The organism is Nocardioides segetis, from assembly GCF_051390595.1.
Taxonomy (GTDB): Bacteria; Actinomycetota; Actinomycetes; order Propionibacteriales; family Nocardioidaceae; genus Nocardioides.
The window spans coordinates 79657-101858 of sequence record NZ_JBNINR010000015.1 but is presented as its reverse complement, the minus strand read 5'-3'; the positions used below and the strand labels follow the sequence as shown (position 1 = coordinate 101858).

Here is a 22202-nt window from a genome sequence, read left to right as displayed (position 1 = left end):
GTGGCCGTCGGGTGACGGCCGGGTGAAACGTGCGTGCCGACGATAGCGGATGCCGGTACGGCCTCGAAATCGTACGTCCCGGCCCTGGGGACACGCAGGAGAACGCCGGAACCGGCGGCCGGGCTCGTGGGGCTGGTGGGACCGCCGCGCCGAGCGGCGCGTGACGCCTGTCACGTCGGGGCCGGTGAGCGGCTCCCGGACTCGTCCTACTCGTGGGTCAGGACTATCGTGCCCGGGGGTGTGCCGCTGTGCGCACCGAACCTCTGACCAAGACGTGAGGACGTATCAGTGGACCTGATGGAGTACCAAGCGAAGGAGCTCTTCGCGAAGCACGGCGTGGCCACCACTCTCGGAACGGTCGTCGAGACCGCCGAGGAGGCGCGGGCCGCCGCCGAGCAGATCGGCGGCGTGACCGTCATCAAGGCGCAGGTCAAGGCCGGTGGCCGGGGCAAGGCCGGTGGCGTCAAGCTCGCGAAGACCGCGGACGAGGCCTTCGAGCACGCGTCCAACATCCTCGGCATGGAGATCAAGGGCCTGACGGTCAACCGCGTCCTGGTCACCCCGGCGACCCCGCCGGAGGAGGAGTACTACTTCTCGTTCCTGCTGGACCGCTCCAACCGCCAGTACCTCTGCATCGCGTCGGTCGAGGGCGGTGTCGAGATCGAGGAGGTCGCGAAGACCAACCCCGACGCCGTCAAGAAGATCGGCATCGACCCGGGCACGGGCGTCGACGCGGCCAAGGCCCGCGAGATCGCCACCGAGGCGAAGTTCCCCGAGCCGGTCTTCGAGCAGGCCGTGAAGATGATCGAGGACCTCTACAAGGTCTTCGTCGAGGAGGACGCGACCCTCGTCGAGGTCAACCCGCTCGCCCGCCTCGCCGGCGACAAGCTCGAGGCGCTCGACGGCAAGGTGTCGCTCGACGACAACGCCTCCGAGGTCCGCCACCCCGACCACGAGGAGTTCGAGATCCGCGAGGAGGCCGACCCGCTCGAGGCGAAGGCCAAGGACCTCGGTCTCAACTACGTCAAGCTCGACGGTCAGGTCGGCATCATCGGCAACGGCGCGGGCCTCGTCATGAGCACCCTCGACGTCGTCGCGTACGCCGGCGAGAAGCACGGCGGCGTCAAGCCCGCCAACTTCCTCGACATCGGCGGCGGCGCCAACGCGCAGGTGATGGCCAACGGCCTCGACGTCATCCTCAACGACGAGCAGGTCAAGTCGGTCTTCGTCAACGTCTTCGGCGGCATCACCGCGTGCGACGAGGTCGCCAACGGCATCAAGGGCGCCCTCGAGCTGCTCGGCGACAAGGCCACCAAGCCGCTCGTCGTCCGCCTCGACGGCAACAACGTCGAGCAGGGCCGCGCGATCCTCAACGAGCTGAACCACCCGCTCGTGACGCAGGTCGACACCATGGACGGCGCGGCCGACAAGGCCGCCGAGCTGGCGAACGCCTGAGCCGGCAGAGATAGAGAGCAGAGAACATGAGCATCTACCTCAACAAGGACAGCAAGATCATCGTCCAGGGCATCACGGGCGGCATGGGTGCCAAGCACACCGCCCTGATGCTCGACTCGGGCGCGACCATCGTCGGCGGTGTCAACGCGCGCAAGGCCGGCACCACGGTGACGCACAAGGACCACGACGGCAACGACGTGGAGCTGCCGGTCTTCGGCGCCGTCGCGGAGGCGATGAAGGAGACGGGCGCCGACGTGTCGGTCCTCTTCGTCCCGCCGGCCTTCACCAAGGACGCCGCGATCGAGGCGATCGACGCCGAGATCCCGCTCATCGTCGTGATCACCGAGGGCGTCCCGGTCCAGGACACGGCCGAGGTCTGGTCCTACCTGCAGGGCAAGAGCACCCGCATGATCGGCCCCAACTGCCCCGGCATCATCACGCCGGGTGAGTCGCTGGCCGGCATCACGCCGCACACCATCGCTGGCAAGGGCCCGGTCGGCCTGGTGTCGAAGTCGGGCACGCTGACCTACCAGATGATGTACGAGCTGCGGGACTTCGGCTTCTCGACCGCCATCGGCATCGGCGGCGACCCGATCGTCGGCACCACGCACATCGACGCGCTCCAGGCCTTCGAGGAGGACCCGGAGACCAAGGTGATCGTGATGATCGGCGAGATCGGCGGCGACGCCGAGGAGCGGGCCGCGGACTACATCAAGGCCAACATCACCAAGCCGGTCGTCGGCTACGTCGCGGGCTTCACCGCCCCCGAGGGCAAGACCATGGGCCACGCCGGCGCCATCGTGTCGGGCTCCGCGGGCACCGCCCAGGCGAAGAAGGACGCGCTCGAGGCCGTCGGCGTCAAGGTCGGCAAGACGCCGTCCGAGACCGCCGCGCTGGCCCGGGAGATCCTCCAGGCGCTCTGAGCCGCCGCTGAACGACACGAAGGCCCGCCATCCCCCCGAGGGATGGCGGGCCTTCGTCTCGTGTCAGAACCGGAGGCCGGTGTTGGTCGAGCGCGGCGCCCGCCACGTCTCGACCTCGGCCTTGCTGGCCTCGTGGGCGCGCTCGATCGCCGCGGCCTGGCGGCCGTGCCGGCTGGCCCAGGTCCACAGGGCGCCCGCGGCGATGACGACGGCGATCACGATGAACCAGGTCATGGGCCGATGATCCGCCACCGGCGAGGTTTCGGCAAGCCCTCTCCCGAGACGGACCGGCTCAGCAGCCGGCGTCCGCGAAGGCGCACATCGCCTCGACGACCCGCGCTGCGTCCGCGGTGATCGCGTCGACGACCTCCTGCTCGCGGCCCTGGGGGTTGCCCGCGTGGCCGCCGCGCGTCTCGAGGAGCACCGACCGCCCGACCCGGACGACGAGCGTCGTGTCGCCGAAGGGGGTGGGTGCACCGGCGGTCTGCTGCCAGCCCAGCACGGCGTGGGCCTCGTCGCCCGCCGCCACGTCCCGGACCTCCCAGCGCTGGGTCGTCCCGCCCTCCTCGACCGGGCCCTCCGGGCAGTCGCGGTAGACCCGGAGGAACGCCGCGACGGCGTCGGCCGCGCCGTCCTCGGTCGGGTACGTCGTGAGCTGGCGGTTGCGGACGTCCTCGACGTCGACCCACTGGGCGGAGAGCCGGTCGGACCGCGGCGGGCTCGGCGGCACCACTCCGCAGGCCGGCAGGACGATCGGGTCGAGCCCGCGCAGCGGCCCGGTCAGGGGCTCCTGGCCGTCGCTGCCGGTCGCGGGCCAGCCCGCGGCCAGCGGGAAGTCGTCGGCGATCCTGGTGCCGGGCACCGTCGTGGGGTCGACGGGCTCGTCGGAGCCCGGCCGGAGCCGGTCGGCCGCCGTCGGGAGCATGCGCTCGACGGGCGTCCCGTCGACGAAGTCGTAGTCCTGGCCCACGATCACCGCGTCGAGCACGGCGATCCGGTTGCCGACCCGGACGATGCCGATCTCGCCGAGATAGGCCTCCTGGCCGCTGGGGTCGATCTCCTCCGCCGGACCGGCTTGGAGGTCGGTGACCTGCGCCTCGCTGTCCTTCAGGCCGACGTCGACCGGACGCGGCTCGAAGCCGCGGGGCACGGAGCCGGGAGCGGGGTCGGCGCAGTCCTCGATGAACCGGGCGATCGCGTCGTAGGCGGTCGACGCGCTGGCGCCGTCGGGGAACTGGCCGATCGACTCGCGGAACGCGTCGCCCTCGACGTCGATCCCCGGGTCGAGCGTGTTGCGGAGCTCGAAGTCGCGCCACCGGGTCGACGTCGCGCCGAAGTCGGTGAGGTTCTTGCGCTCGCAGAACCGGAAGGCGGCCGTCCCTTCCTCGGGAGCGATCTCGAACCAGTCGGTGCCGTCGCTGTGGACGGTGTCGTCGTCGGTCAGCAGGTCGTGCTCGCCGAGCGGGGGGATGGGGTCCTCGGTGACCAGGTGCCGGTCGCCGCCGTCGCCGGTGAGCGCGAGGATCGGGGTGAGGACGGCGGCGACCGCGAGGGCGGCACCGCCCATGACGAGCGCCGTACGCCGGTGGCGGATCTGGTCGCCGCGGCGGCGCACCTCGGCGGCCGACAGTGGCATGTCTCCTCCTGCGCGTCCGAGATCGGTCCCGAACCGCGTGAGACCGTCGATGGGGTCGTGCCCCGACCGGTCAGGCATGGGTCGCGCCTCCTTCCGCGAGGCCGGGCTCCTCGGCGAGGAGGGCGGCGAGCGCCGCCCGTCCCCGGCTCAGCCGGGCCTTGATCGTTCCCTCGGGGACGCCGACCTCGGCCGCGACCTGCTGGACCGGGAGATCGGCGATGTGATGGAGGACCAGCGCCTGGCGCTGGGCCTCGGGCAGCCGGCGCAGTGCGGCGACGAGCGCGACATGGGACTCGTCGACCGCGGCCGCGACGCCACCGTGCTGCAGGGCGCGGTCGGGGGAGCGCTCGCCCCGCTTGCGGCGACGCCAGCGGCTCACGGCGAGCCGGTAGGCGGTGGTGCGGACCCACGCCTCGGGGTGGTCGGCGCGGTTCAGCCTGCGCCGGTGCGCCCACGCCCGCGCGAAGGCCTCCTGGGTGCAGTCGGTGGCCTCCTCGAGGTCGCCGATCATCGCGTACACCTGGCCGGTCACGCGGCGGAACGAGGCCGTGTAGAACTCGTCGAACTCGGCTGCGTCCACGCCGCCTCCTCTCGGTGTCTCCGCTGTCGCGGACTTCGAGGGTGATACGCCGGGGCGCGGTGTCCGGTTGCACGGACGCCCGAAGATTCTCCGGTCAGCTCGGATCGTACGGAGCGCTGCGGGCCAGCCGCTCGAGGGCGCGCTGGGCCACGGCCACGAAGTCCTGGTCGGCGATGCGCGCCTTCGGTGCCGCCACGTAGGTGAGCACGGACACCGCGGTGCCGTGGCGGAGCACGGCGACGTCGTACTCGACGGTGCGGTCGCCGGGCAGCGCCGTGCTGAGCCGCCACGCGGTCATCGCCTGCTTGCCCTGGTCGGTGGCGACCAGCTCCTGCACCTCGGTGCCGGCGGTCGCGTCGAGATCGGGGCAGGCCGTCATCTGCTCGCGGAAGCGGGTGACGAAGGCGGCGGCCGCGGGGCCCGGCAGGGTGCCGACGGTCTGGGTGAGCCCGACCTGCGGGGGCAGCTTCGCCCCGCTGAAGACGAAGGTGCGGAACTCGTTGGCCTGGATCTTCCGGTCGCGGAAGCTGCCGTAGAGGTGGACGGTGTCGCAGCCGATCGCCCCGACGTCGATGCGGTCCTGCGCGAGCGGGGCGGCCGGCGTGCCGACCCACGGCCCCGGGTCGGGCGTGATCGGCGGCAGGTCGATCTCGGAGAGCATCCACGGCGTCGTGCCGGCCGGGTACGGCGCCCGCGGGATCGGCTTCGGATCGGGCTCGGCGCAGCCACCGGCGTCGGGCAGCGTGCACAGGCGGCCGACCGCGGTGGCGAGCAGGCGGCCGACGCCGATCCGGTTGGCCCGTGCGGGCGGCGTGGTCGTGCTCAACGCGGTGACCGTGGTGAACAGGCCCGTGCGGGCCACGCCGACGACGTGGGTCGTGGCGTCGGTGCGTGAGCGGAGCACGAACAGCGTCGACTCGTCGCCGACGCCGGGCAGGTCGGCCGTGCTGACCAACTGCACCCGGGGGACGTCGGTCTCGTTCTCGTCGGGCGACGGGCAGGTCGCGAACCAGCGGCGGGTGTGCCGGTAGGTGCGGGCGGCACGCCGCTGTGAGGAGGACGCCTCGGCGACCTGGACGACGCCGCGGGGCGCGTCGGGCTTGGCTCCGTCGCGGAAGGTGCGGACCCAGGCCGCGGTGCCCTGCGGGTCGGCGTACCGGCTCGGCTGGCAGGGAAGGACCAGGCCGTTGCCGGAGGAGTTGTCCGAGGTGGTCGCCAGTGTCCAGCCCCGGCCGGTCACCGCCTGCTGGACCGCGTCGACCGGGACCAGGGTGGTGTCGGGGAGGGCCGCGATCGCCGGCTCCGCGGGGGCCGGGCCGGCGACGGCCGGCGGCTCCTCGCGGTCGAGGGTCGGTCGGACGCCGGTGTTGTCGGTGGCGACCGCGCCGCCCGCGACGAGCGCGACGACCGCCGCCGCGCCGCCGATCACGGTGTGCGCCCGCCGCCGGGCCGCTCCGGCGCGCCGGATGATCGTCACCCGGGGCCAGGTCACCGACCGGATCGCGTCGGACAGGGCGTTGAGGGCGAGCGGGATCGCGGAGGTCGGGATCGTCAGCGCCGTGGCGAACTGCGCGGCGCCCTGCTGCAGCTCCCGCTCGGCGGCCTCGGCCGGCAGCCCGATCTCCTGGGCCATCTCCTCCATGGTGACCGCGGCGAGCTGGGTCAGCAGGAGGGCCTTGCGCTGCACCACGGGCAGCGCGCCGAGCGCGTCGAGGATGCGCCGGGTCTCCTCGTCGAGGTCCTTCTTGCGGTGCCACGGCCGGGTGCTGCTGCGCCGCAGCGCCTTGCGCCAGGCGTCGGGGCGGACGGCGGACTCCGGGTCCGCCAGCCGGCCGGTCTTGCGCCAGTGGTGCCAGGACACGACGAACGCCTCCCGCACGGCGCTGCGGGCGACGGCGAGGTCCCCGGTCAGCGCGAACGTCTGGAGCAGCAGCCGGTTGCGGGCGTCGCGGTAGAAGGCGTCGAAGCTGCTCATCAGGTCCGCGCTGCTGACGTACGCGGACCCGTGGGGCTCGGTGCGGGCGGTCAGCGGGTCCTCTGCGGTCATGGCCGCACCACCGTACGCCGAGTGCGGTCGCGGACCCCAACCCATCCCATCGTGTCCGTCGTCTCCCGGGCGAGACTCGCGCCTCCCCGGCGTGGCGGGCCGAACCGGCCGGGCCCGCGCGTGAAGATGGACCGACCATGACCTCGCTGCAGAGCCCGCCGGCACGCCGCTCCGGACCCGGACGCACCCGGGCGTCGGACGCCGACCTGCGCCGGCAGCTGGCCACGACCCGGCCGCTGGTGCCCACCGCCGGCATCGGCGGGGTGATCGCGGCGGGGGCGCCCCTGCTGGTCTGCATGGCCGTGGCGGTCGTGGGCTGGTTCCTCACCGACGCCGGCGGCGAGGGTGCGCCCGGCGGCGCGCTCCGGGTGGGCGCCCACGGCTGGCTGATGGCGCACGGGTCGACCGTCGCCGTCGAGGGCATCCGGATCACCGCGCTGCCGCTCGGCCTCACGCTGCTGTGCGCCTGGGTCGCGTGGCGCGTCGGTCACCGCGTCGGCGAGTCCATCTCCGGTCACGGCCCCGACGCCGACCGCATCGCCGACGGCGCCCGGGACCTCACCGTCCCCTACGCGGCCGGGCTGTTCACGCTCACCTACGCCGTCGTCGGCGTCCTCACGGCCTCGGTCGCGGCGACCGCGGCGTCCGCGCCGGACCCGAACCGGGTCGTGCTGTGGTCGATGCTGATCGGCCTGGGGGTCGGCGGACCGGCCATCGCCTTCGGCTCCGGACGCGCGGCGATCTGGCTGCCGGTCGTGCCGCCGGCCGTGCGCGACGTGCTCCTCGTCGCCCGGCGGATCCTCACCCGCTGGGCGCTGATCTGCCTGGTCGCCCTCGTGGCGGCGCTCGTCCTCGACTTCTCGACGGCCGCCAACGTGGTCTCGCAGCTGCATGCCGACGCCGGCGCGGTGCTGCTGATGACCGCGCTGACGCTGCTCCTGTTGCCCAACGCACTGCTCTTCGGCAGCGCCTACCTCCTCGGCCCCGGCTTCACCGTCGGGACCGGCACCACCGTGTCCACGTCGGCGGTCGTGCTCGGCCCCCTGCCGATGTTCCCGCTGCTCGCGGCGCTGCCCGACCAGGGCAGCCAGCCGTGGTGGACCGACTGGCTGATGCTCACCCCGGTGCTGCTGGCCGCGCTGGTCGCCGGCGGAGTCCAGCGCGACCGACCGGTTCTCGCCTGGGACCGGGCCGCGATCCGGGGCTGCGCCGGCGGGATCACCGCAGGGGTGGCGCTCGCGCTTCTCACGGCCTTCGCGGGCGGCGCGGTCGGCCCCGGCCGGATGCAGGACGTCGGTCCCTACACCGTCGACGTCCTGTTGCACGCGATCACCTCGTTCGGCATCGGTGGCGTGATCGGCGCGCTGCTCGTGTGCTGGTGGCAGCGCGACAGCGACGGCCGGGTCCGTGGCGCCCTGCGCGCGGTCCGGGCCCGGCTGCCGCGTCGTCCCTGACCGCCGGGACGCCCTAGAATCCGGCCGTGCCCGCTCGCCCTCGTCTCGTCGTCCTCGTGTCGGGCTCCGGCACCAACCTCCAGGCGCTGCTCGACGCCTGCGCCGACCCGGCGTACGGCGCCCGCGTCGTCGCCGTCGGCGCCGACCGCGACGACATCGAGGGTCTGGCCCGGGCCGAGCGCGCCGGCATCCCGACCTTCGTCGCGAAGGTCGGCGACTACAGCAGCCGGGCGTACTGGGACCGGGCGCTGACCGACAAGGTCGCGGCCTTCGAGCCGGACCTGGTCGTCCTCGCCGGGTTCATGAAGCTCGTGGGGGAGAGGTTCCTGTCGCGCTTCGGCGGACTGACCGTCAACACCCATCCGGCGCTGTCCCCGTCGTTCCCGGGCATGCACGGACCGGCCGACGCCCTCGAGTACGGCGTGAAGGTGACCGGGGCGACCCTCTTCGTGGTCGACGCCGGGGTCGACACGGGCGCGATCGTGGCCCAGACCGTCGTCCCCGTGCACGACGACGACACCGTGGAGTCGCTGCACGAGCGGATCAAGGTCGCCGAGCGGGCGATGCTCGTCGAGTCGGTCGGCCGGATGGCTCGGGAGGGGTTCACGGTCGACGGCCGGCGGGTTCGGCTGGGAGGCTGAGAGTCGGTATTCTGGGCGCACACGACTGGCGCGGGTGGGCCACCACCAGGGAGTGACGAGTCGGCATCGACCGCCTGGGTGCCCTCATCGAGATCGACCGACCGATCCCATGAGGAGACAACCATGACCGACCGGATCCAGATCAAGCGCGCGCTGGTCTCCGTCTTCGACAAGACCGGCCTGGACGACCTCGTCCGCGGACTGCACGACGCCGGCGTCGAGCTGGTCTCCACCGGCGGCTCGGCCGCCCTCATCGAGGGGCTCGGCCTCCCCGTGACCAAGGTCGAGGACCTCACCGGCTTCCCGGAGTGCCTCGACGGCCGGGTCAAGACGCTGCACCCGCGCGTCCACGCCGGCATCCTCGCCGACCGCCGGCTGCCCGACCACGTCGCGCAGCTCGAGGAGCTCGACGTCGCGCCGTTCGACCTGGTCGTGGTCAACCTCTACCCCTTCGCCGCCACCGTCGCCTCGGGCGCCGGTGTCGACGACTGCATCGAGAAAATCGACATCGGCGGACCCTCGATGGTGCGCGCGGCGGCGAAGAACCACCCGTCGGTCGCGATCGTCACCGACGGAGCCGACTACGCCGCGGCCCTCGCGGCGGCGCAAGGCGGCGGCTTCACCTACGACGAGCGCAAGGCGCTCGCGGCGAAGGCGTTCGTCCACACCGCGACCTACGACGTGCAGGTTGCCTCCTGGATGGGCTCGGTGCTCACCGACTCGAGCGTCGAGGACGGCGCCAGCACGGGCTTCCCGGTCTGGATCGGCGGCACGTGGGACAAGCAGGCGGTGCTCCGCTACGGCGAGAACCCGCATCAGCCCGCGGCGCTCTACCGCTCCGGCTTCGGTCCGGGCGGGCTCGCCGCCGCCGAGCAGCTGCACGGCAAGGAGATGTCCTACAACAACTACGTCGACACCGACGCGGCCCGGCGCGCGGCGTACGACCACGGCGACCAGCCGACCGTGGCCATCATCAAGCACGCCAACCCGTGCGGGATCGCCGTCGGCGCCGACGTCGCCGAGGCGCACCGCCGCGCCCACGAGTGCGACCCGGTCTCCGCCTTCGGCGGCGTCATCGCCACCAACGTGCCGGTCTCGGTCGCGATGGCCGAGCAGGTCGCCGAGATCTTCACCGAGGTCATCGTGGCGCCCGGGTACGACGAGGGCGCGGTCGAGGTGCTCTCGCGCAAGAAGAACATCCGGATCCTCCTCGCCGAGCCGCTCCGCGCCGGCGGCGTCGAGACCCGCCCGATCAGCGGCGGGCTGCTGATGCAGCACGTCGACCAGTTCCAGGCCGAGGGCGACGACCCCGCGGCGTGGACGCTCGCGACGGGCGAGGCCGCCGACGAGGCCACCCTCGCCGACCTGGCCTTCGCGTGGCGCTCGGTGCGCGCGGCGAAGTCCAACGCCATCCTGCTCGCCAAGGACGGCGGAGCGGTCGGCATCGGCATGGGCCAGGTCAACCGGGTCGACTCCTGCCGGCTCGCCGTGGAGCGAGCCAACACCCTGGTCGAGGGGAAGGAGCGGGCCCGCGGAGCGGTCGCCGCCTCCGACGCCTTCTTCCCCTTCGCCGACGGCCCCCAGATCCTGATCGACGCCGGCGTCACGGCGATCGTGCAGCCCGGGGGATCGGTGCGCGACGAGGAGACCGTCGCCGCGTGTGCCGCCGCCGGGGTCACCATGTACTTCACCGGCACCCGCCATTTCTTCCACTGAGCCCCACCGGCGCTCTGAGAGGATCGACCACGTGACTGCACACAGGCTCGACGGCAACGCGACCGCTGCCGCCATCAAGGACGAGCTGAGGGTCCGCATCGAGAAGCTGCGCGAGCAGGGCATCACGCCCGGGCTCGGCACGGTGCTGGTGGGCGACGACCCCGGCTCGCGCTGGTACGTCAACGGCAAGCACAAGGACTGCGCCGAGGTCGGCATCGCCTCGATCCGGGTCGACCTGCCCGAGATCGCCACGCAGGAGGAGATCGAGGAGGCGGTCGCGGGTCTCAACGCCGACCCGGCCTGCACGGGCTACATCGTGCAGTTGCCGCTGCCGCGCGGCCGTGACGAGAACCGCGTCCTGGGCCTGATCGACCCGGCCAAGGACGCCGACGGCCTGCACCCGACCAACCTCGGGTGGCTGGTGCTCGGCAACGAGGCACCCCTGCCGTGCACGCCGTACGGCATCGTCGAGCTGCTCCGCCGCCACGACGTGCCGATCGCCGGCGCCGAGGTGGTCGTGGTCGGCCGCGGCATCACCGTCGGCCGCCCGCTCGGGCTGCTGCTCACCCGCCGCTCGGAGAACGCCACCGTCACGCTGTGCCACACCGGCACCGTCGACCTCGCCGCCCATGTGCGCACGGCCGACATCGTCGTCGCGGCCGCCGGCGTGCCCGGCATCGTCACCGGCGACATGGTCAAGCCGGGCGCCGCCGTCCTCGACGTCGGCGTGAGCCGGGTCGACGGCAAGATCGCGGGCGACGTCGCCGCCGACGTCTGGGACGTCGCGGGCTGGGTGTCGCCGAACCCCGGCGGCGTGGGCCCGATGACCCGCGCCATGCTGCTCGCCAACGTCGTCTCGATGGCCGAGAAGCAGGCCGCGCTCACCGGGAAGGCAGCGCGCTGAGCGAGGAGGGTCGGGAGGTTCCCGAGGCCGGCGCGGCCGCGCGTCACGAGCCGCGCCGCTATCCGTCGACCATCGGCGGCGCCTGCTACATCGCCGTGCTCGTCGTGGTCGGTGCGGGGCTGGCCGTCGCGGCCGCCTCGGACTGGCGGGTCGGCCTGCGGATCGTCTCCGGCGGCCTGGCCGTCGCCGGCGTGCTGCGGCTGGTGCTGCCGGAGCGGGACGCCGGCATGCTCGCCGTGCGGCACCGGTTGCTCGACGTCGGCATCCTGGTCGCCGTGGCGGGGGTCCTCGTCCTCCTCGCCGGAACCATCCCCGAGCAGACCTGACCGGCTCCGACCGGCCGGGACGACGAAGGGCCGGTGCGTGGCACCGGCCCTTCGCCTCGTACGCGGGATCGGGTCAGATGAGGCCCAGGTCGGTGACGGCGGCCTTCTCGTCGGCGAGCTCGGCGACGGAGGCGTCGATCTTGCCGCGCGAGAAGTCGTCGATCTCCAGGCCCTGGACGATGCTCCAGTCGCCGTTCGCGGTGGTGACCGGGAACGAGGAGACCAGGCCCTCGGGGACGCCGTAGGAGCCGTCGGAGACGACCGCCATCGAGACCCAGTCACCGGCCGGCGTGCCGTTCAGCCAGTCGCGGGCGGCGTCGCAGGTCGCCGACGCGGCGGAGGCGGCCGAGGAGGCGCCCCGGGCGTCGATGATCGCGGCGCCGCGCTTGGCGACGGTCGGGATGAAGGTGTCGGCGATCCAGGCCTGGTCGTCGACGACCTCGGCGGCGTTCTTGCCGGCGATCTCGGCGTGGAAGATGTCCGGGTACTGGGTGGCGGAGTGGTTGCCCCAGATCGTCATCTGCTTGATGTCGGTGACGGCGGCGCCGGTCTTGGCGGCCAGCTGGGAGATCGCCCGGTTGTGGTCGAGGCGGGTCAGCGCCGAGAACCGCTCCCGGGGGATGTCGGGGGCGTTGCTCGCGGCGATGAGGGCGTTGGTGTTGGCCGGGTTGCCGGTCACGCCGACGCGGACGTCGTCGGCGGCCACCTTGTTGAGGGCCTTGCCCTGGGCGGTGAAGATCGCGCCGTTGGCGGAGAGCAGGTCGCCGCGCTCCATGCCCGGGCCGCGCGGGCGCGCGCCGACGAGGAGCGCGAGGTTGACGCCGTCGAAGATCTTCTCCGGGTCGGCGCCGATCTCGACACCGGCGAGGTTCGGGAACGCGCAGTCGTCCAGCTCCATGACGACGCCCTCGAGGGCCTTGAGCGCGGGCTCGATCTCGAGCAGGCGCAGCTCGACGGGACGGTCGCCGGCGATCGCGCCGCTGGCGATGCGGAAGAGCAGGCTGTAGCCGATCTGGCCGGCCGCGCCGGTCACGGCCACCTTGAGCGGGGTGGTGCTCACTGGGTCTCCTCAGAGGTTGCGGTGGTACTGCCAGCGACGCTAGCAGCGCCCGGCCCGGCGCGGGCAGCCGGGCACTCCTGCGAGACGATGGCCCCATGCGAACCCGTGCCCCCGCCGCGATCGCGGCCGGTCTCCTGGCGCTCAGCGGCCTCCTGACCGCCTGCGGCTCCGGGTCCGCACCCAGCCCGCCGTCGGGCGTCGACGGGCTGGTCGTCCCGACGCCCGACCCCGACCCGGTCGACTTCGTCGCCGAGGTCGACAACCCCTGGCTCCCGCTCGCACCCGGCGCCCGCTGGGAGTACGCCGACGAGGCGACCGGCTTGCCCGCGCTGATCCTGACCGCCGAGTCCGGCCCGGAGATCGACGGCATCGCCACCACCACCCTCGTCCGGACCGCGCCGGACGGCACGGTCGTCCGCGACCACTACGCCCAGGACCGTGCCGGCAACGTGTGGTGGCTCGGTCGCGAGGGCGTGTGGCAGGCGGGCGCCTCCGGCGCGCAGGCGGGTCTGGCCATGCCCGCCCGGCCCCGCTTCGGCGACGGCTTCCGCACGGCGCTCGCGCCCGGCCTGGCCGAGGTCGCCACGGTCCGGACGCTGGGGGAGGAGACCACGGTGCCGCTGGCGACGTACGACCGAACGGTGGAGATCGAGGTCACGGACGCCGCGGGCACCGCCCGCACGGAGGTCTACGCCCGCGGCATCGGCCTGGTCCGGACAGACGAAACGGGGCTCGTCGCGTACGACGAGCCCCGCTAGCGGTCACCACCGGAGGTTCGTCGGGTGTCCCGCGCCCCGGGCACGCACCTCGCGGCGTTGCCGACGCTCGGAAGACGACCCGGTATGCCAGCGCGTCGGCGCCTTGCGATGCACGCACCCGAAGCACGGGTCACCCACGACGAACCTCCGGCGGCAACCGCTAGCCCGTTCGGGCCGATGTCACTGCGGCGGGCGCACCTGGGTCTGGTCGCTCGCCGGCGGCGGAGCCCAGCCGCCCTGCTGCGGTGCCTGCGGCGACTGGGGTGCCTGCGGCGCCTGCGGGTCGGGCGCGGCCGGAGCGGCGGGCTGCTGCTGGGCCGGGATCCACTGCTGCGCGGCGGGGTCCCACTGCCAGCCGTCCTGGATGATCGGCTGCGCCTGCTGGGCCTGCGGCTGCTGGGCGTAGCCCTGCTGCTGGTAGCCCTGCTGACCGAAGCCCTGCTGCTGGTTCCACTGCTGGGTGAAGGCCGGGTCGGAGGAGCCGCCGGCACCGAAGTTGAGGCCGGAGCCGGGGACCGGGTCGGTGCCGTGGCCGAAGATCAGCGGGTAGAGCAGTCCGGCGACCGCGCCGCCGACGAGCGGGGCGACGATGAACAGCCAGAGCTGGACGATGGCGTCGCTGCCCGAGAAGAACGCGACGCCGAGCGAGCGGGCCGGGTTGACCGACGTACCGGTCGCCGGGATCGCCACGAAGTGGATCGCCGCCAGGGTCAGGCCGATGGTGAGCGGTGCCATCGCGGCCACGGCGCGGTTGCGCTCGTCGGTGGTGCCGAGGATGACCGTGACGAAGATGAAGGTGAGGATGATCTCGATCAGCAGCGCGCCGAGCAGCTCGACGCCGCCGTGGTCGCCGAAGCCGTTGGAGCCGAGCGGCTCGCCGAAGTCCCAGCCGAAGTCGCTGGACACCGCGGTGAGGGCGAGCAGCAGACCGCCGACGAGGGCGCCGACGATCTGGGCGACGCTGTAGAGACCGGCGTCCTTCCAGGAGATCCGGCCGCCCAGCGCGGCGCCGACGGACACGGCGGGGTTGAAGTGACCACCGGAGACCCGGCCGAAGGTGTAGGCCATCGCGACGATGGCGATGCCGAAGGACAGGCCGATCGAGGTGATGGCGAAAAGGCCGGAGAGCCCGGTGGTGTCGCTGGCGGCGTTGCTGAAGATGACCACGGAGCCGCAGCCGATGAACACCAGGACGGCCGTGCCGAGGGCCTCGGCGGCGATCTTCTGGACCAGGGTGGGGGGTGCGGATGCTTCCTGTGCTGTGTCAGTCATGGCTTGACCTTCTCCTCGGTAGGACTCCCGAAAACCAGCCGGGTTACACAGGGCAGCCTAGTCATTACTGTGGCCACCGAAAGGGACCCGAGCACCATCATCAGGTATCTTGACGTCAAGAATCCCATCACCGGCCTCAGGAGTGACGCCCGAACATGTCGAGCATCATCTACACCCACACCGACGAGGCGCCGCTGCTCGCGACGTACTCCTTCCTGCCGATCGTCGAGGCGTTCGCGGCCAAGGCCGGCGTCGCCTTCGAGACGCGCGACATCTCCGTCGCCGCGCGGATCCTCGCGCAGTTCGGCCTCGCCGACGACGCGCTGACCGAGCTCGGCGAGCTGGCCAAGACGCCGGACGCCAACATCATCAAGCTCCCCAACATCTCCGCCTCCATCCCGCAGCTCAAGGCCGCGATCAAGGAGCTGCAGGAGCAGGGCTTCGCCGTCCCCGACTACCCGGAGGCGCCCGCCACCGACGCGGAGAAGGAGATCCGGGCCAAGTACGACAAGGTCAAGGGCTCCGCCGTCAACCCGGTCCTGCGTGAGGGCAACTCCGACCGTCGTGCCCCCGCGTCGGTGAAGAACTACGCGAAGAGCCACCCCCACACCAACAAGCCGTTCGCCGAGGGCTCCAAGACCAACGTCGCCACCATGGGCGCCCACGACTTCGCGAGCAACGAGAAGTCCGTGACGATGGCGCAGGACGACGTCTTGTCGATCGTGCTCGAGACCGAGGCCGGCGAGAGCGTCGTCCTCAAGAGCGGCCTGCAGGTCCTCGCCGGCGAGATCATCGACGCCACCAAGATGGAGGCCTCCCACCTCCAGGCGTTCCTGAAGAACGCGCTGGCCGAGGCCAAGGCCCAGGACGTGCTGTTCTCGGTCCACCTCAAGGCGACGATGATGAAGGTCTCCGACCCGATCGTCTTCGGCCACGTCGTCAAGGCCTACTTCGCCGACGTCTTCGCCCAGTACGGCGACCAGCTCGCCGCCGCCGGCCTCTCGGCCAACGACGGCCTCGGCGCCATCCTCGCCGGCCTCGACGCGGTCGAGAACGGCGCGGAGATCAAGGCGGCCTTCGAGGCCGCGCTCGCCGCCGGCCCGCGGCTGTCCTACGTCAACTCCGACAAGGGCATCACCAACCTGCACGTCCCCTCCGACGTCATCGTCGACGCGTCGATGCCCGCCCTGGTCCGCAACGGCGGTCGGCTGTGGGGCGTCGACGGCGGCGAGGACGACACCCTCGCGGTCATCCCGGACTCGTCGTACGCCGGCGTCTACCAGGCCGTCATCGACGACGTGAAGAAGAACGGCCCGCTCGACCCGGCCACCATCGGCACCGTCCCCAACGTCGGCCTGATGGCGCAGGCGGCCGAGGAGTACGGCTCGCACGACAAGACCTTCGAGATCGCGCAGGCCGGCACGGTCCGCGTGCTCGCCTCGAACGGCGACGTCCTCCTCGAGCACGATGTGCAGCCCGGCGACATCTGGCGGGCCTGCCAGACCAAGGACATCCCCGTCCAGGACTGGGTCAAGCTGGCCGTCACCCGCGCCCGCGCCTCCCAGACGCCGGCGATCTTCTGGCTCAACGAGTCGCGCGCCCACGACGCCGAGCTGATCAAGAAGGTCAACGCCTACCTGCCGCAGCACGACACCGAGGGCCTGGAGATCCAGATCCTCAGCCCGACCCTCGCCACGGCGTACTCGCTCGAGCGGATGCGCAAGGGCGAGGACACCATCTCGGTGACCGGCAACGTGCTGCGCGACTACAACACCGACCTCTTCCCGATCCTCGAGCTCGGTACGTCGGCCAAGATGCTCTCCGTCGTCCCGCTGATCGCCGGCGGTGGCCTCTTCGAGACCGGTGCGGGCGGCTCGGCGCCCAAGCACGTGCAGCAGCTGGTCGAGGAGAACTACCTGCGCTGGGACAGCCTCGGTGAGTTCTTCGCCCTGGTTCCCTCGCTCGAGAAGTACGCCGAGCAGGCCGGTGCCCCGGCCGCGCAGGTGCTGGCCGACGCGCTCGACCGCGCCACCGGCACCTTCCTCAACGAGGACCGCTCGCCGGGCCGCAAACTGGGCACGACCGACAACCGCGGCTCGCACTTCTACCTCGCGCTCTACTGGGCCGAGGAGCTGGCCGCGCAGACCGACGACGCCGACCTCGCGGCCGCGTTCAAGCCGCTCGCCGAGACGCTGCGCGCCAACGAGGCGAAGATCGCCGAGGAGCTCATCGCCGTCCAGGGCAGCCCCGCCGACATCGGCGGCTACTACTACCCGGACGCCGACAAGACGTCGGCCGTGATGCGCCCGAGCGCCACGCTCAACGAGGCGCTCGCCGCGTTCTGAGAAGCCTGACCGCCGACGGCGGCCCCGGACTCGGTCCGGGGCCGCCGTTTCCGTCTCCCGCCACCCTCCTAGTCCGACCAGACTAAGTCCGGTATGCTGGGCGTGTGGCGGTCGTCAACATTCACGAAGCCAAGACCCATCTCTCGCGGCTGCTGGAGCAGGTCGAGCGGGGAGAGGTCGTCACCATCGCGCGCGCCGGGAAGCCGGTCGCCGATCTCGTGCCCCACGTCCGGGTGGACATCGTCTTCGGGGGCCTGGCCGGCCGTCTCGTCTACGACGATGCCGCCTTCGACGACGTCGACGACGATGTCGCCGCGATGTTCGACACCGCATGAGTGCGCTCCTTCTCGACACCCATGTCGTGCTCTGGCTGCTCGACGACAGCGAGCGGTTGGGGGCCGACGCGCGATCGCGGATCGAAGGCGCGCGCCGCGTGCACTTCTCGGCTGCCAGTGCCTGGGAGATCGCGATCAAGCGCTCGCTGGGCAGACTCGCGATACCCGACGACTTCGCCGATGCCGTCGTTGCCGCCGGGCTGCACGACCTGCCGATCACGCGCGCCCACGCGCTGGCGGCCGACCACACCGCGCTGCCCCACCGGGATCCTTTCGACACGCTGCTGGTGGCGCAGGCCAGGGCCGAGCAGCTGACCCTCCTCACTGCCGACGCCAAGATCCTCGATGCCTGGGAGCACGCCCTCGATGCCCGCCGATGACGTGACGCTCGCCGCGGTGGTCCGCACCTCGCTGCGAGCCGCGGCCGACCCGGCGATCGCCCCGGGCCAGCAGGCCTACATGAAGTCCGCGATGCCCTTCCTCGGCGTCCGCAATCCCGAGGTGCGACGGCTCACCCGGGCTCTCGTCCGGGAGCTGGGGATCCGTGAGCCGGCCGTGCTGGTCGCGGCGGCGCGCGAGCTGTGGGACGACGCCACCCACCGCGAGGAGCGGTACGCCGCCGCGGTGCTTCTCGGGCTCCGGCCGCTCAAGGGAGACCTGACGCTGGTGCCCTTCCACGAGCACGTCGCGCGCACCGGCGCCTGGTGGGACCACGTCGACGAGGCCGCCCACCGCATCGCCGACCTGCACGACGTCCACCCCGAGGAGACCGCCGCGATCGTGCTGCGCTGGTCGACCGACGACTTCCTGTGGGTGCGCCGCTTGGCGATCCTCAGCCAGCTCGGTCGCAAGGACCGTGTCGACCGGGACCTGCTGACGACCGTGATCGAGCCGAACCTGGCCGACCCGGACTTCTTCATCCGCAAGGCGATCGGCTGGTCGCTGCGCGAGGTGGCCCGGCTGCACCCGGACTGGGTCCGCGCCTACGCCGACGGCCACGACCTCAGCCCGCTGAGCCGACGCGAGGCGCTCAAGCATCTGTGAGGGCGCGCGAGGACTCCGCGCTGCTGCTCGGCGGTGGGGACGCGCACCGCGCCGAAGAGGGCCGCCGCCACGCCCCTCGGGTGGTCAAGATCTCGTGAACCAGGCCTCGCGTCGCAAGATATTCAGAGGCGCCGTGTCGGTGCCGGAACATACGCTGGTCCACGATGACCAGCACGCTGACCCGCACCGTGACCACCGACCGGCCCACCGTCAGCGGCGACCCGGCGCGACGCGTCGACTGGCGCCGCCTGCGCACCCCGGCCGCGGGCTTCGCCGTCGGTGCGGTCGCCCTGGCGGCGCTCGGGCAGGCGCTCGGCACGGTCGTCGCCGGCCGGATCGCCGACCACCCGACGCAGGCCTTGGTCGGCTGGCTCGCGTTCTTCGTCGTCGGCGCCGCGGTGGTCGACACGGCCGGACGCGTCGTGTGGGCCGGGCAGGTCGACCGGGCCGAGGGCCGGCTGCGCGGCGACCTGCTCAGCGCCGCGCTCCAGCAGCCGCTGGCCCACCTGACCGAGCAGGCCGTCGGCGAGGTGCTCGACCGCGTCGACGACGACACCCACGAGGTCGGCACCCTGCTGCGCCAGCAGATCTGGATGGCGATGCGCACCGGGTTCGCGTCGATCCCGATGTGGCTGGTGGCGGGCTTCACCTGGTGGCCGGCCTTCCTGCTGTTCCCGATCGTCGGCGCGATCACCGTCTGGGTGATGCGCCCGGCGCTCATCGAGATCGCCCGCCGCAAGGTCATCGAGGAGGCGGCCTGGACCGACCACGCCGCGGCGCTCGAGGAGGGCGTCGCCGGCCGCGACGACCTGCGCACCAGCCTGGGCCAGGCCTTCGCCGTCCGTCGCCTGGCGCAGCTCTCCGCCGACGTCCACGAGAAGTTCCGGCGCGTCCTCATGATCGAGGCACGACTGGCGATCAAGGTCGGCCTGCTGCTCCACGGCCTGCTCGCCGCGATCGCGCTCTGCGGCGTTGCACTGGTCAGCGGCGACCACCTCGGCGTCGCGCGCCTGGTGACGCTGTTCCTGGTCACCACCATCTTCGTCGGCCAGATCAACAACCTCGCGCACCAGCTGCCCGACATCCAGGCCGGCCTCGGGGCCGTGCTGCGCCTGCGGCAGCTGCTCGCGGTGGAGGCCGAGCCCGAGGGCGGCGCGTCCGTGCCGTCCGGCGCGCTCGACCTGCGGATCCGGCACCTCGACTTCGCCTACACCGAAGGCTCCTTCGCGCTGCAGGACGTCACGCTGTACGTCGAGGAGGGCCACACCCTGGCCCTGGTCGGCCGCACCGGCTCGGGCAAGTCGACCCTCGCGTCGCTGCTCTCGCGGGCCGTCGAGCCGCCGCCGGGCACGATCTTCCTCGGCGGGGCCGACATCACCACCCTCGACCTGCACGAGCTGCGCCGCCGGGTCGGCGTCGTCACCCAGCGCACCGAGATCCTGGCCGGCACCCTGGCCGACAACATCACGCTGTTCGCGGCGGTGCCGCGCGAGGAGATCGAGGCCGCCGTCGAGGAGCTCGGCCTGACCGACTGGGTCGCGGGCCTGCCCGACGGCCTCGACACGCTCCTCGGGCCGGGCGGTACGACGCTGTCGGCGGGGGAGGAGCAGCTCGTCGCGTTCGCCCGGCTGCTGGTCCGTCACGTCCAGGTCGTCGTCCTCGACGAGGCCACCGCGCGGATGGACCCGGTCACCGAGGCCCGTGTGGTGGCCGCCGCCGACCGCCTGATCAGCGGGCGCACGGGCATCCTCGTCGCCCACCGGCTCAGCACGATCGAGCGCGCCGAGGCCGTGGCGGTTCTCGACCACGGCCGGGTCATCCAGCACGGTCCCCGCGACGAGCTCGCCCGGGTCGAGGGACCGTTCCGCCGGTTGCTGGCCGCCAGCGACACCGACGACTTCGACGACGTCGACGGCGACGTGATCGCGGCGGGCGCCGTCGGCGGGCGTCGCCGCACGGGCGAGCCGCCCCGGCGTCCCGAGGTCGGGACCGGCTCCACCCTGGCCCGCGGCACCTGGCACGCCTTCTGGGTGCGGCCCTGGTGGGGTGCCTGGTCGGTCGTGCTGTTCCTCGGCGGCACCGTCTTCGCCCCGCTCGGGGCGATCACCGGCTTCGTGTGGGGGCGTGTCGTCGAGCGCCTCGAGGCGGGGGAGTCGGTCACCGTCCTCATGGCCGTCCTCGTCGGGACGCTGCTGATCGCCCCCTTCCTGCTCGCCGACGCCTTCCGGCGCTACCCGCGCTGGTGGATCGAGGTCATGCTGCGGGTCCGGATGGCGGTGCTGCTCGGCCAGATCCGGGGCCACCGGCTGCCGCGCACCCCACCCGGCGAGGTCGTGGCCCGCTCGATGGACGCCGACCGCTATGCGCGGTACGCCGACCGCTGGGTCGACTTCGTCAACGGCCTCCTCATCGCCGCGATCACCATGGTCGCCGGCGGCACCTGGCTGGCCGGTGGCGTCCTGCTGATCGTCATGGCCACGAGTGCCCTGGCCTCCTCGCTCGGTCGCCCGATCGCGGGCCGCTCGGCCGCCCGGTCCTCCGCGGCCCGTGCCCGGTTCGGCCGCGCGGTGGTGTCGGCCGTCGAGTCCGCCCGGACGGTCAAGCTCGCCGGACGCACCCCGCAGATCCACGCCCACCTCCGCAAGGTGGACGACGGCCGGGTGGAGGCCGCGGTGTTCGAGCACCGCGTGCAGGCGGTCCTCGACGGCGTGCCGATCGTGATGGTGCAGGTCGGTGTCGTCGCCGCCTGGGCGCTCTACCTGTGGGACGTGTGGGGGCTGGCCACGGCACTGCTCGTCGCGACCGCGGTCAACGGGTTCGACTGGTTCGGCCGGGTGGCTGGGGCCGTGGTCACCGAGGCGCCCGGCACCCGCGCCTGGCAGCGGGCGACGGCGCGCTTCGCCGGCGGGACGGACCTCATGGCGCTGCCCACGGGCATCGACCTCGTCACCGGCGCCGCGCCGGAGCCGCCGGTCGCGGGCCGGGTGCCGCTCGAGCGCCTCGAGCTGGCCGGCTACACGGCCGTCCACGACGACGGCACGATCGGCGCCGCCGGGATCGACCTCGTCGTCGAGCGCGGCGAGCTCGTGCTGCTCGTCGGGCAGGTGGGCTCCGGCAAGTCCAGCCTGCTGTCGTCGCTCGCCGGCCTGATCGACCATCGTGGCGCCCTGCGCTGGAACGGCCAGGAGGTCACCGATCCGGAGACCTTCCTGCGGCCCAGCCAGGTCGCCCACGTCGCCCAGGTGCCGCGCGTGCTCTCGGGCACCTTCGCCGACAACATCCTGCTCGGCCACGACCGGCGGTTCGCGCAGCCGGTCGAGACCGCCCGGATGGCCGAGGACGTCGCCGACGCCGGCGGCCCCGACGCCGTCGTGGGTCATCGCGGGGTGCGGCTCTCCGGCGGCCAGGTGCAGCGGCTCGCGCTCGCCCGTGCCCTCGCCGCCGACGCCGAGCTGCTGCTCGCCGACGACGTGTCGAGTGCCCTCGACGCAGCCACCGAGATCGAGCTGTGGGCCGCCCTGCGCGAGCAGCACACCACCGTGATCGGGGCCACCTCGAAGCGGGCCGCGCTGGCCCAGGCCGACCGGGTCGTCGTCCTCGTCGACGGGGAGGTCGCCGCCGTCGGGCCGTGGGCGGACCTCACCGGTGACTGGGGCCACCTCGCGGGCTGAGCGCACCGAGACGTCCGACGTCCCGGAATAGGACC

19 protein-coding genes and 1 riboswitch are annotated in these 22202 nt (G+C 72.8%); of the genes, 13 read left to right on the top strand and 6 right to left on the bottom strand.

The window, feature by feature from the left end; translation table 11 throughout:
- Positions 1 to 288 precede the first annotated feature (288 nt).
- The gene (sucC, locus tag ACPZVR_RS20840) at positions 289 to 1455 is read left to right on the top strand and encodes an ADP-forming succinate--CoA ligase subunit beta (protein WP_436701602.1); all 1167 of its coding nucleotides are present in this window, start codon (positions 289 to 291) and stop codon (positions 1453 to 1455) included.
- 26 nt (positions 1456 to 1481) lie between these two features.
- Positions 1482 to 2378 (top strand): succinate--CoA ligase subunit alpha, encoded by an 897-nt coding sequence (gene sucD / locus ACPZVR_RS20835; protein WP_436701601.1) that lies wholly within the window; start codon positions 1482 to 1484, stop codon positions 2376 to 2378.
- Positions 2379 to 2441: 63 nt separating this feature from the next.
- Here the strand turns inward: sucD and ACPZVR_RS20830 are convergent, their stop codons facing one another.
- The 4 genes from ACPZVR_RS20830 to ACPZVR_RS20815 form a co-directional block, all read right to left on the bottom strand.
- Positions 2442 to 2612, bottom strand: coding sequence for a hypothetical protein (locus ACPZVR_RS20830; protein ID WP_436701600.1), 171 nt, complete (start codon positions 2610 to 2612; stop codon positions 2442 to 2444).
- Between the two features lie 58 nt (positions 2613 to 2670).
- Positions 2671 to 4014, bottom strand: coding sequence for a hypothetical protein (locus tag ACPZVR_RS20825; protein WP_436701599.1), 1344 nt, complete (start codon positions 4012 to 4014; stop codon positions 2671 to 2673).
- Between the two features lie 70 nt (positions 4015 to 4084).
- A complete protein-coding gene (locus tag ACPZVR_RS20820; RefSeq protein ID WP_436701598.1) occupies positions 4085 to 4594 on the bottom strand; it encodes a SigE family RNA polymerase sigma factor in 510 nt (169 codons plus the stop codon).
- Between the two features lie 94 nt (positions 4595 to 4688).
- On the bottom strand, positions 4689 to 6641 hold the full coding sequence (locus ACPZVR_RS20815; protein ID WP_436701597.1) for an RNA polymerase sigma factor: 1953 nt from the start codon (positions 6639 to 6641) through the stop codon (positions 4689 to 4691).
- Positions 6642 to 6778: 137 nt separating this feature from the next.
- On the opposite strand from ACPZVR_RS20815, the gene ACPZVR_RS20810 reads away from it, so the two are divergent.
- The 5 genes from ACPZVR_RS20810 to ACPZVR_RS20790 all read left to right on the top strand — a co-directional run bounded on the left by ACPZVR_RS20810 (position 6779) and on the right by ACPZVR_RS20790 (position 11682).
- Positions 6779 to 8095, top strand: coding sequence for a cell division protein PerM (locus ACPZVR_RS20810; protein ID WP_436701596.1), 1317 nt, complete (start codon positions 6779 to 6781; stop codon positions 8093 to 8095).
- A gap of 26 nt (positions 8096 to 8121) precedes the next feature.
- Entirely contained in the window at positions 8122 to 8736 is a 615-nt protein-coding gene (gene purN, locus ACPZVR_RS20805; RefSeq protein WP_436701595.1) for a phosphoribosylglycinamide formyltransferase, read from the top strand.
- 12 nt (positions 8737 to 8748) lie between these two features.
- Positions 8749 to 8823, top strand: a riboswitch (ZMP/ZTP riboswitch).
- Between the two features lie 36 nt (positions 8824 to 8859).
- On the top strand, positions 8860 to 10452 hold the full coding sequence (gene purH, locus ACPZVR_RS20800) for a bifunctional phosphoribosylaminoimidazolecarboxamide formyltransferase/IMP cyclohydrolase (RefSeq protein WP_436701594.1): 1593 nt from the start codon (positions 8860 to 8862) through the stop codon (positions 10450 to 10452).
- A 31-nt stretch (positions 10453 to 10483) separates the two neighbouring features.
- Positions 10484 to 11356, top strand: coding sequence for a bifunctional methylenetetrahydrofolate dehydrogenase/methenyltetrahydrofolate cyclohydrolase (locus ACPZVR_RS20795; protein WP_436701593.1), 873 nt, complete (start codon positions 10484 to 10486; stop codon positions 11354 to 11356).
- A gap of 95 nt (positions 11357 to 11451) precedes the next feature.
- Positions 11452 to 11682, top strand: a complete 231-nt coding sequence (locus ACPZVR_RS20790; RefSeq protein ID WP_436701592.1) for a DUF3017 domain-containing protein — start codon at positions 11452 to 11454, stop codon at positions 11680 to 11682.
- A 73-nt stretch (positions 11683 to 11755) separates the two neighbouring features.
- On the opposite strand, the gene ACPZVR_RS20785 is transcribed toward ACPZVR_RS20790, so the two are convergent.
- A complete protein-coding gene (locus ACPZVR_RS20785; protein WP_436701591.1) occupies positions 11756 to 12742 on the bottom strand; it encodes a malate dehydrogenase in 987 nt (328 codons plus the stop codon).
- A gap of 95 nt (positions 12743 to 12837) precedes the next feature.
- On the opposite strand from ACPZVR_RS20785, the gene ACPZVR_RS20780 reads away from it, so the two are divergent.
- Positions 12838 to 13500 (top strand): hypothetical protein, encoded by a 663-nt coding sequence (locus ACPZVR_RS20780; protein WP_436701590.1) that lies wholly within the window; start codon positions 12838 to 12840, stop codon positions 13498 to 13500.
- Positions 13501 to 13680: 180 nt separating this feature from the next.
- Here ACPZVR_RS20780 and ACPZVR_RS20775 read toward each other — a convergent pair whose 3' ends face one another.
- Positions 13681 to 14772 carry an MIP family channel protein gene (locus tag ACPZVR_RS20775; protein WP_436701589.1) on the bottom strand — a complete coding sequence of 364 codons (1092 nt, stop codon included), beginning with the start codon at positions 14770 to 14772 and terminating at the stop codon, positions 13681 to 13683.
- A gap of 155 nt (positions 14773 to 14927) precedes the next feature.
- Here ACPZVR_RS20775 and ACPZVR_RS20770 point away from each other — a divergent pair, with 155 nt between their 5' ends.
- From ACPZVR_RS20770 to ACPZVR_RS20750, 5 genes are all read left to right on the top strand, one after another.
- Complete coding sequence (locus ACPZVR_RS20770) at positions 14928 to 17117, top strand: NADP-dependent isocitrate dehydrogenase (protein ID WP_436701588.1); 2190 nt, start codon at positions 14928 to 14930, stop codon at positions 17115 to 17117.
- A gap of 104 nt (positions 17118 to 17221) precedes the next feature.
- A complete protein-coding gene (locus ACPZVR_RS20765; RefSeq protein WP_436701587.1) occupies positions 17222 to 17452 on the top strand; it encodes a type II toxin-antitoxin system Phd/YefM family antitoxin in 231 nt (76 codons plus the stop codon).
- Positions 17449 to 17832: a type II toxin-antitoxin system VapC family toxin gene (locus tag ACPZVR_RS20760; protein WP_436701586.1), complete on the top strand. Its 384-nt coding sequence runs from the start codon at positions 17449 to 17451 to the stop codon at positions 17830 to 17832. Before ACPZVR_RS20765 ends, ACPZVR_RS20760 begins: the two co-directional genes overlap by 4 nt.
- The gene (locus ACPZVR_RS20755) at positions 17819 to 18496 is read left to right on the top strand and encodes a DNA alkylation repair protein (RefSeq protein ID WP_436701585.1); all 678 of its coding nucleotides are present in this window, start codon (positions 17819 to 17821) and stop codon (positions 18494 to 18496) included. Before ACPZVR_RS20760 ends, ACPZVR_RS20755 begins: the two co-directional genes overlap by 14 nt.
- 164 nt (positions 18497 to 18660) lie before the next feature.
- Positions 18661 to 22167 (top strand): ATP-binding cassette domain-containing protein, encoded by a 3507-nt coding sequence (locus tag ACPZVR_RS20750; RefSeq protein WP_436701584.1) that lies wholly within the window; start codon positions 18661 to 18663, stop codon positions 22165 to 22167.
- Positions 22168 to 22202: the final 35 nt, after the last annotated feature.

Coding starts and splice junctions, on each gene's coding strand:
- sucD (WP_436701601.1), top strand. CDS start 1,482: ATGAGCATCTACCTCAACAAGGACAGCAAGATCATCGTCCAGGGCATC.
- ACPZVR_RS20830 (WP_436701600.1), bottom strand. CDS start 2,612: ATGACCTGGTTCATCGTGATCGCCGTCGTCATCGCCGCGGGCGCCCTG.
- ACPZVR_RS20825 (WP_436701599.1), bottom strand. CDS start 4,014: ATGCCACTGTCGGCCGCCGAGGTGCGCCGCCGCGGCGACCAGATCCGC.
- ACPZVR_RS20815 (WP_436701597.1), bottom strand. CDS start 6,641: ATGACCGCAGAGGACCCGCTGACCGCCCGCACCGAGCCCCACGGGTCC.
- ACPZVR_RS20810 (WP_436701596.1), top strand. CDS start 6,779: ATGACCTCGCTGCAGAGCCCGCCGGCACGCCGCTCCGGACCCGGACGC.
- purH (WP_436701594.1), top strand. CDS start 8,860: ATGACCGACCGGATCCAGATCAAGCGCGCGCTGGTCTCCGTCTTCGAC.
- ACPZVR_RS20780 (WP_436701590.1), top strand. CDS start 12,838: ATGCGAACCCGTGCCCCCGCCGCGATCGCGGCCGGTCTCCTGGCGCTC.
- ACPZVR_RS20775 (WP_436701589.1), bottom strand. CDS start 14,772: ATGACTGACACAGCACAGGAAGCATCCGCACCCCCCACCCTGGTCCAG.
- ACPZVR_RS20770 (WP_436701588.1), top strand. CDS start 14,928: ATGTCGAGCATCATCTACACCCACACCGACGAGGCGCCGCTGCTCGCG.
- ACPZVR_RS20760 (WP_436701586.1), top strand. CDS start 17,449: ATGAGTGCGCTCCTTCTCGACACCCATGTCGTGCTCTGGCTGCTCGAC.
- ACPZVR_RS20755 (WP_436701585.1), top strand. CDS start 17,819: ATGCCCGCCGATGACGTGACGCTCGCCGCGGTGGTCCGCACCTCGCTG.
- ACPZVR_RS20750 (WP_436701584.1), top strand. CDS start 18,661: ATGACCAGCACGCTGACCCGCACCGTGACCACCGACCGGCCCACCGTC.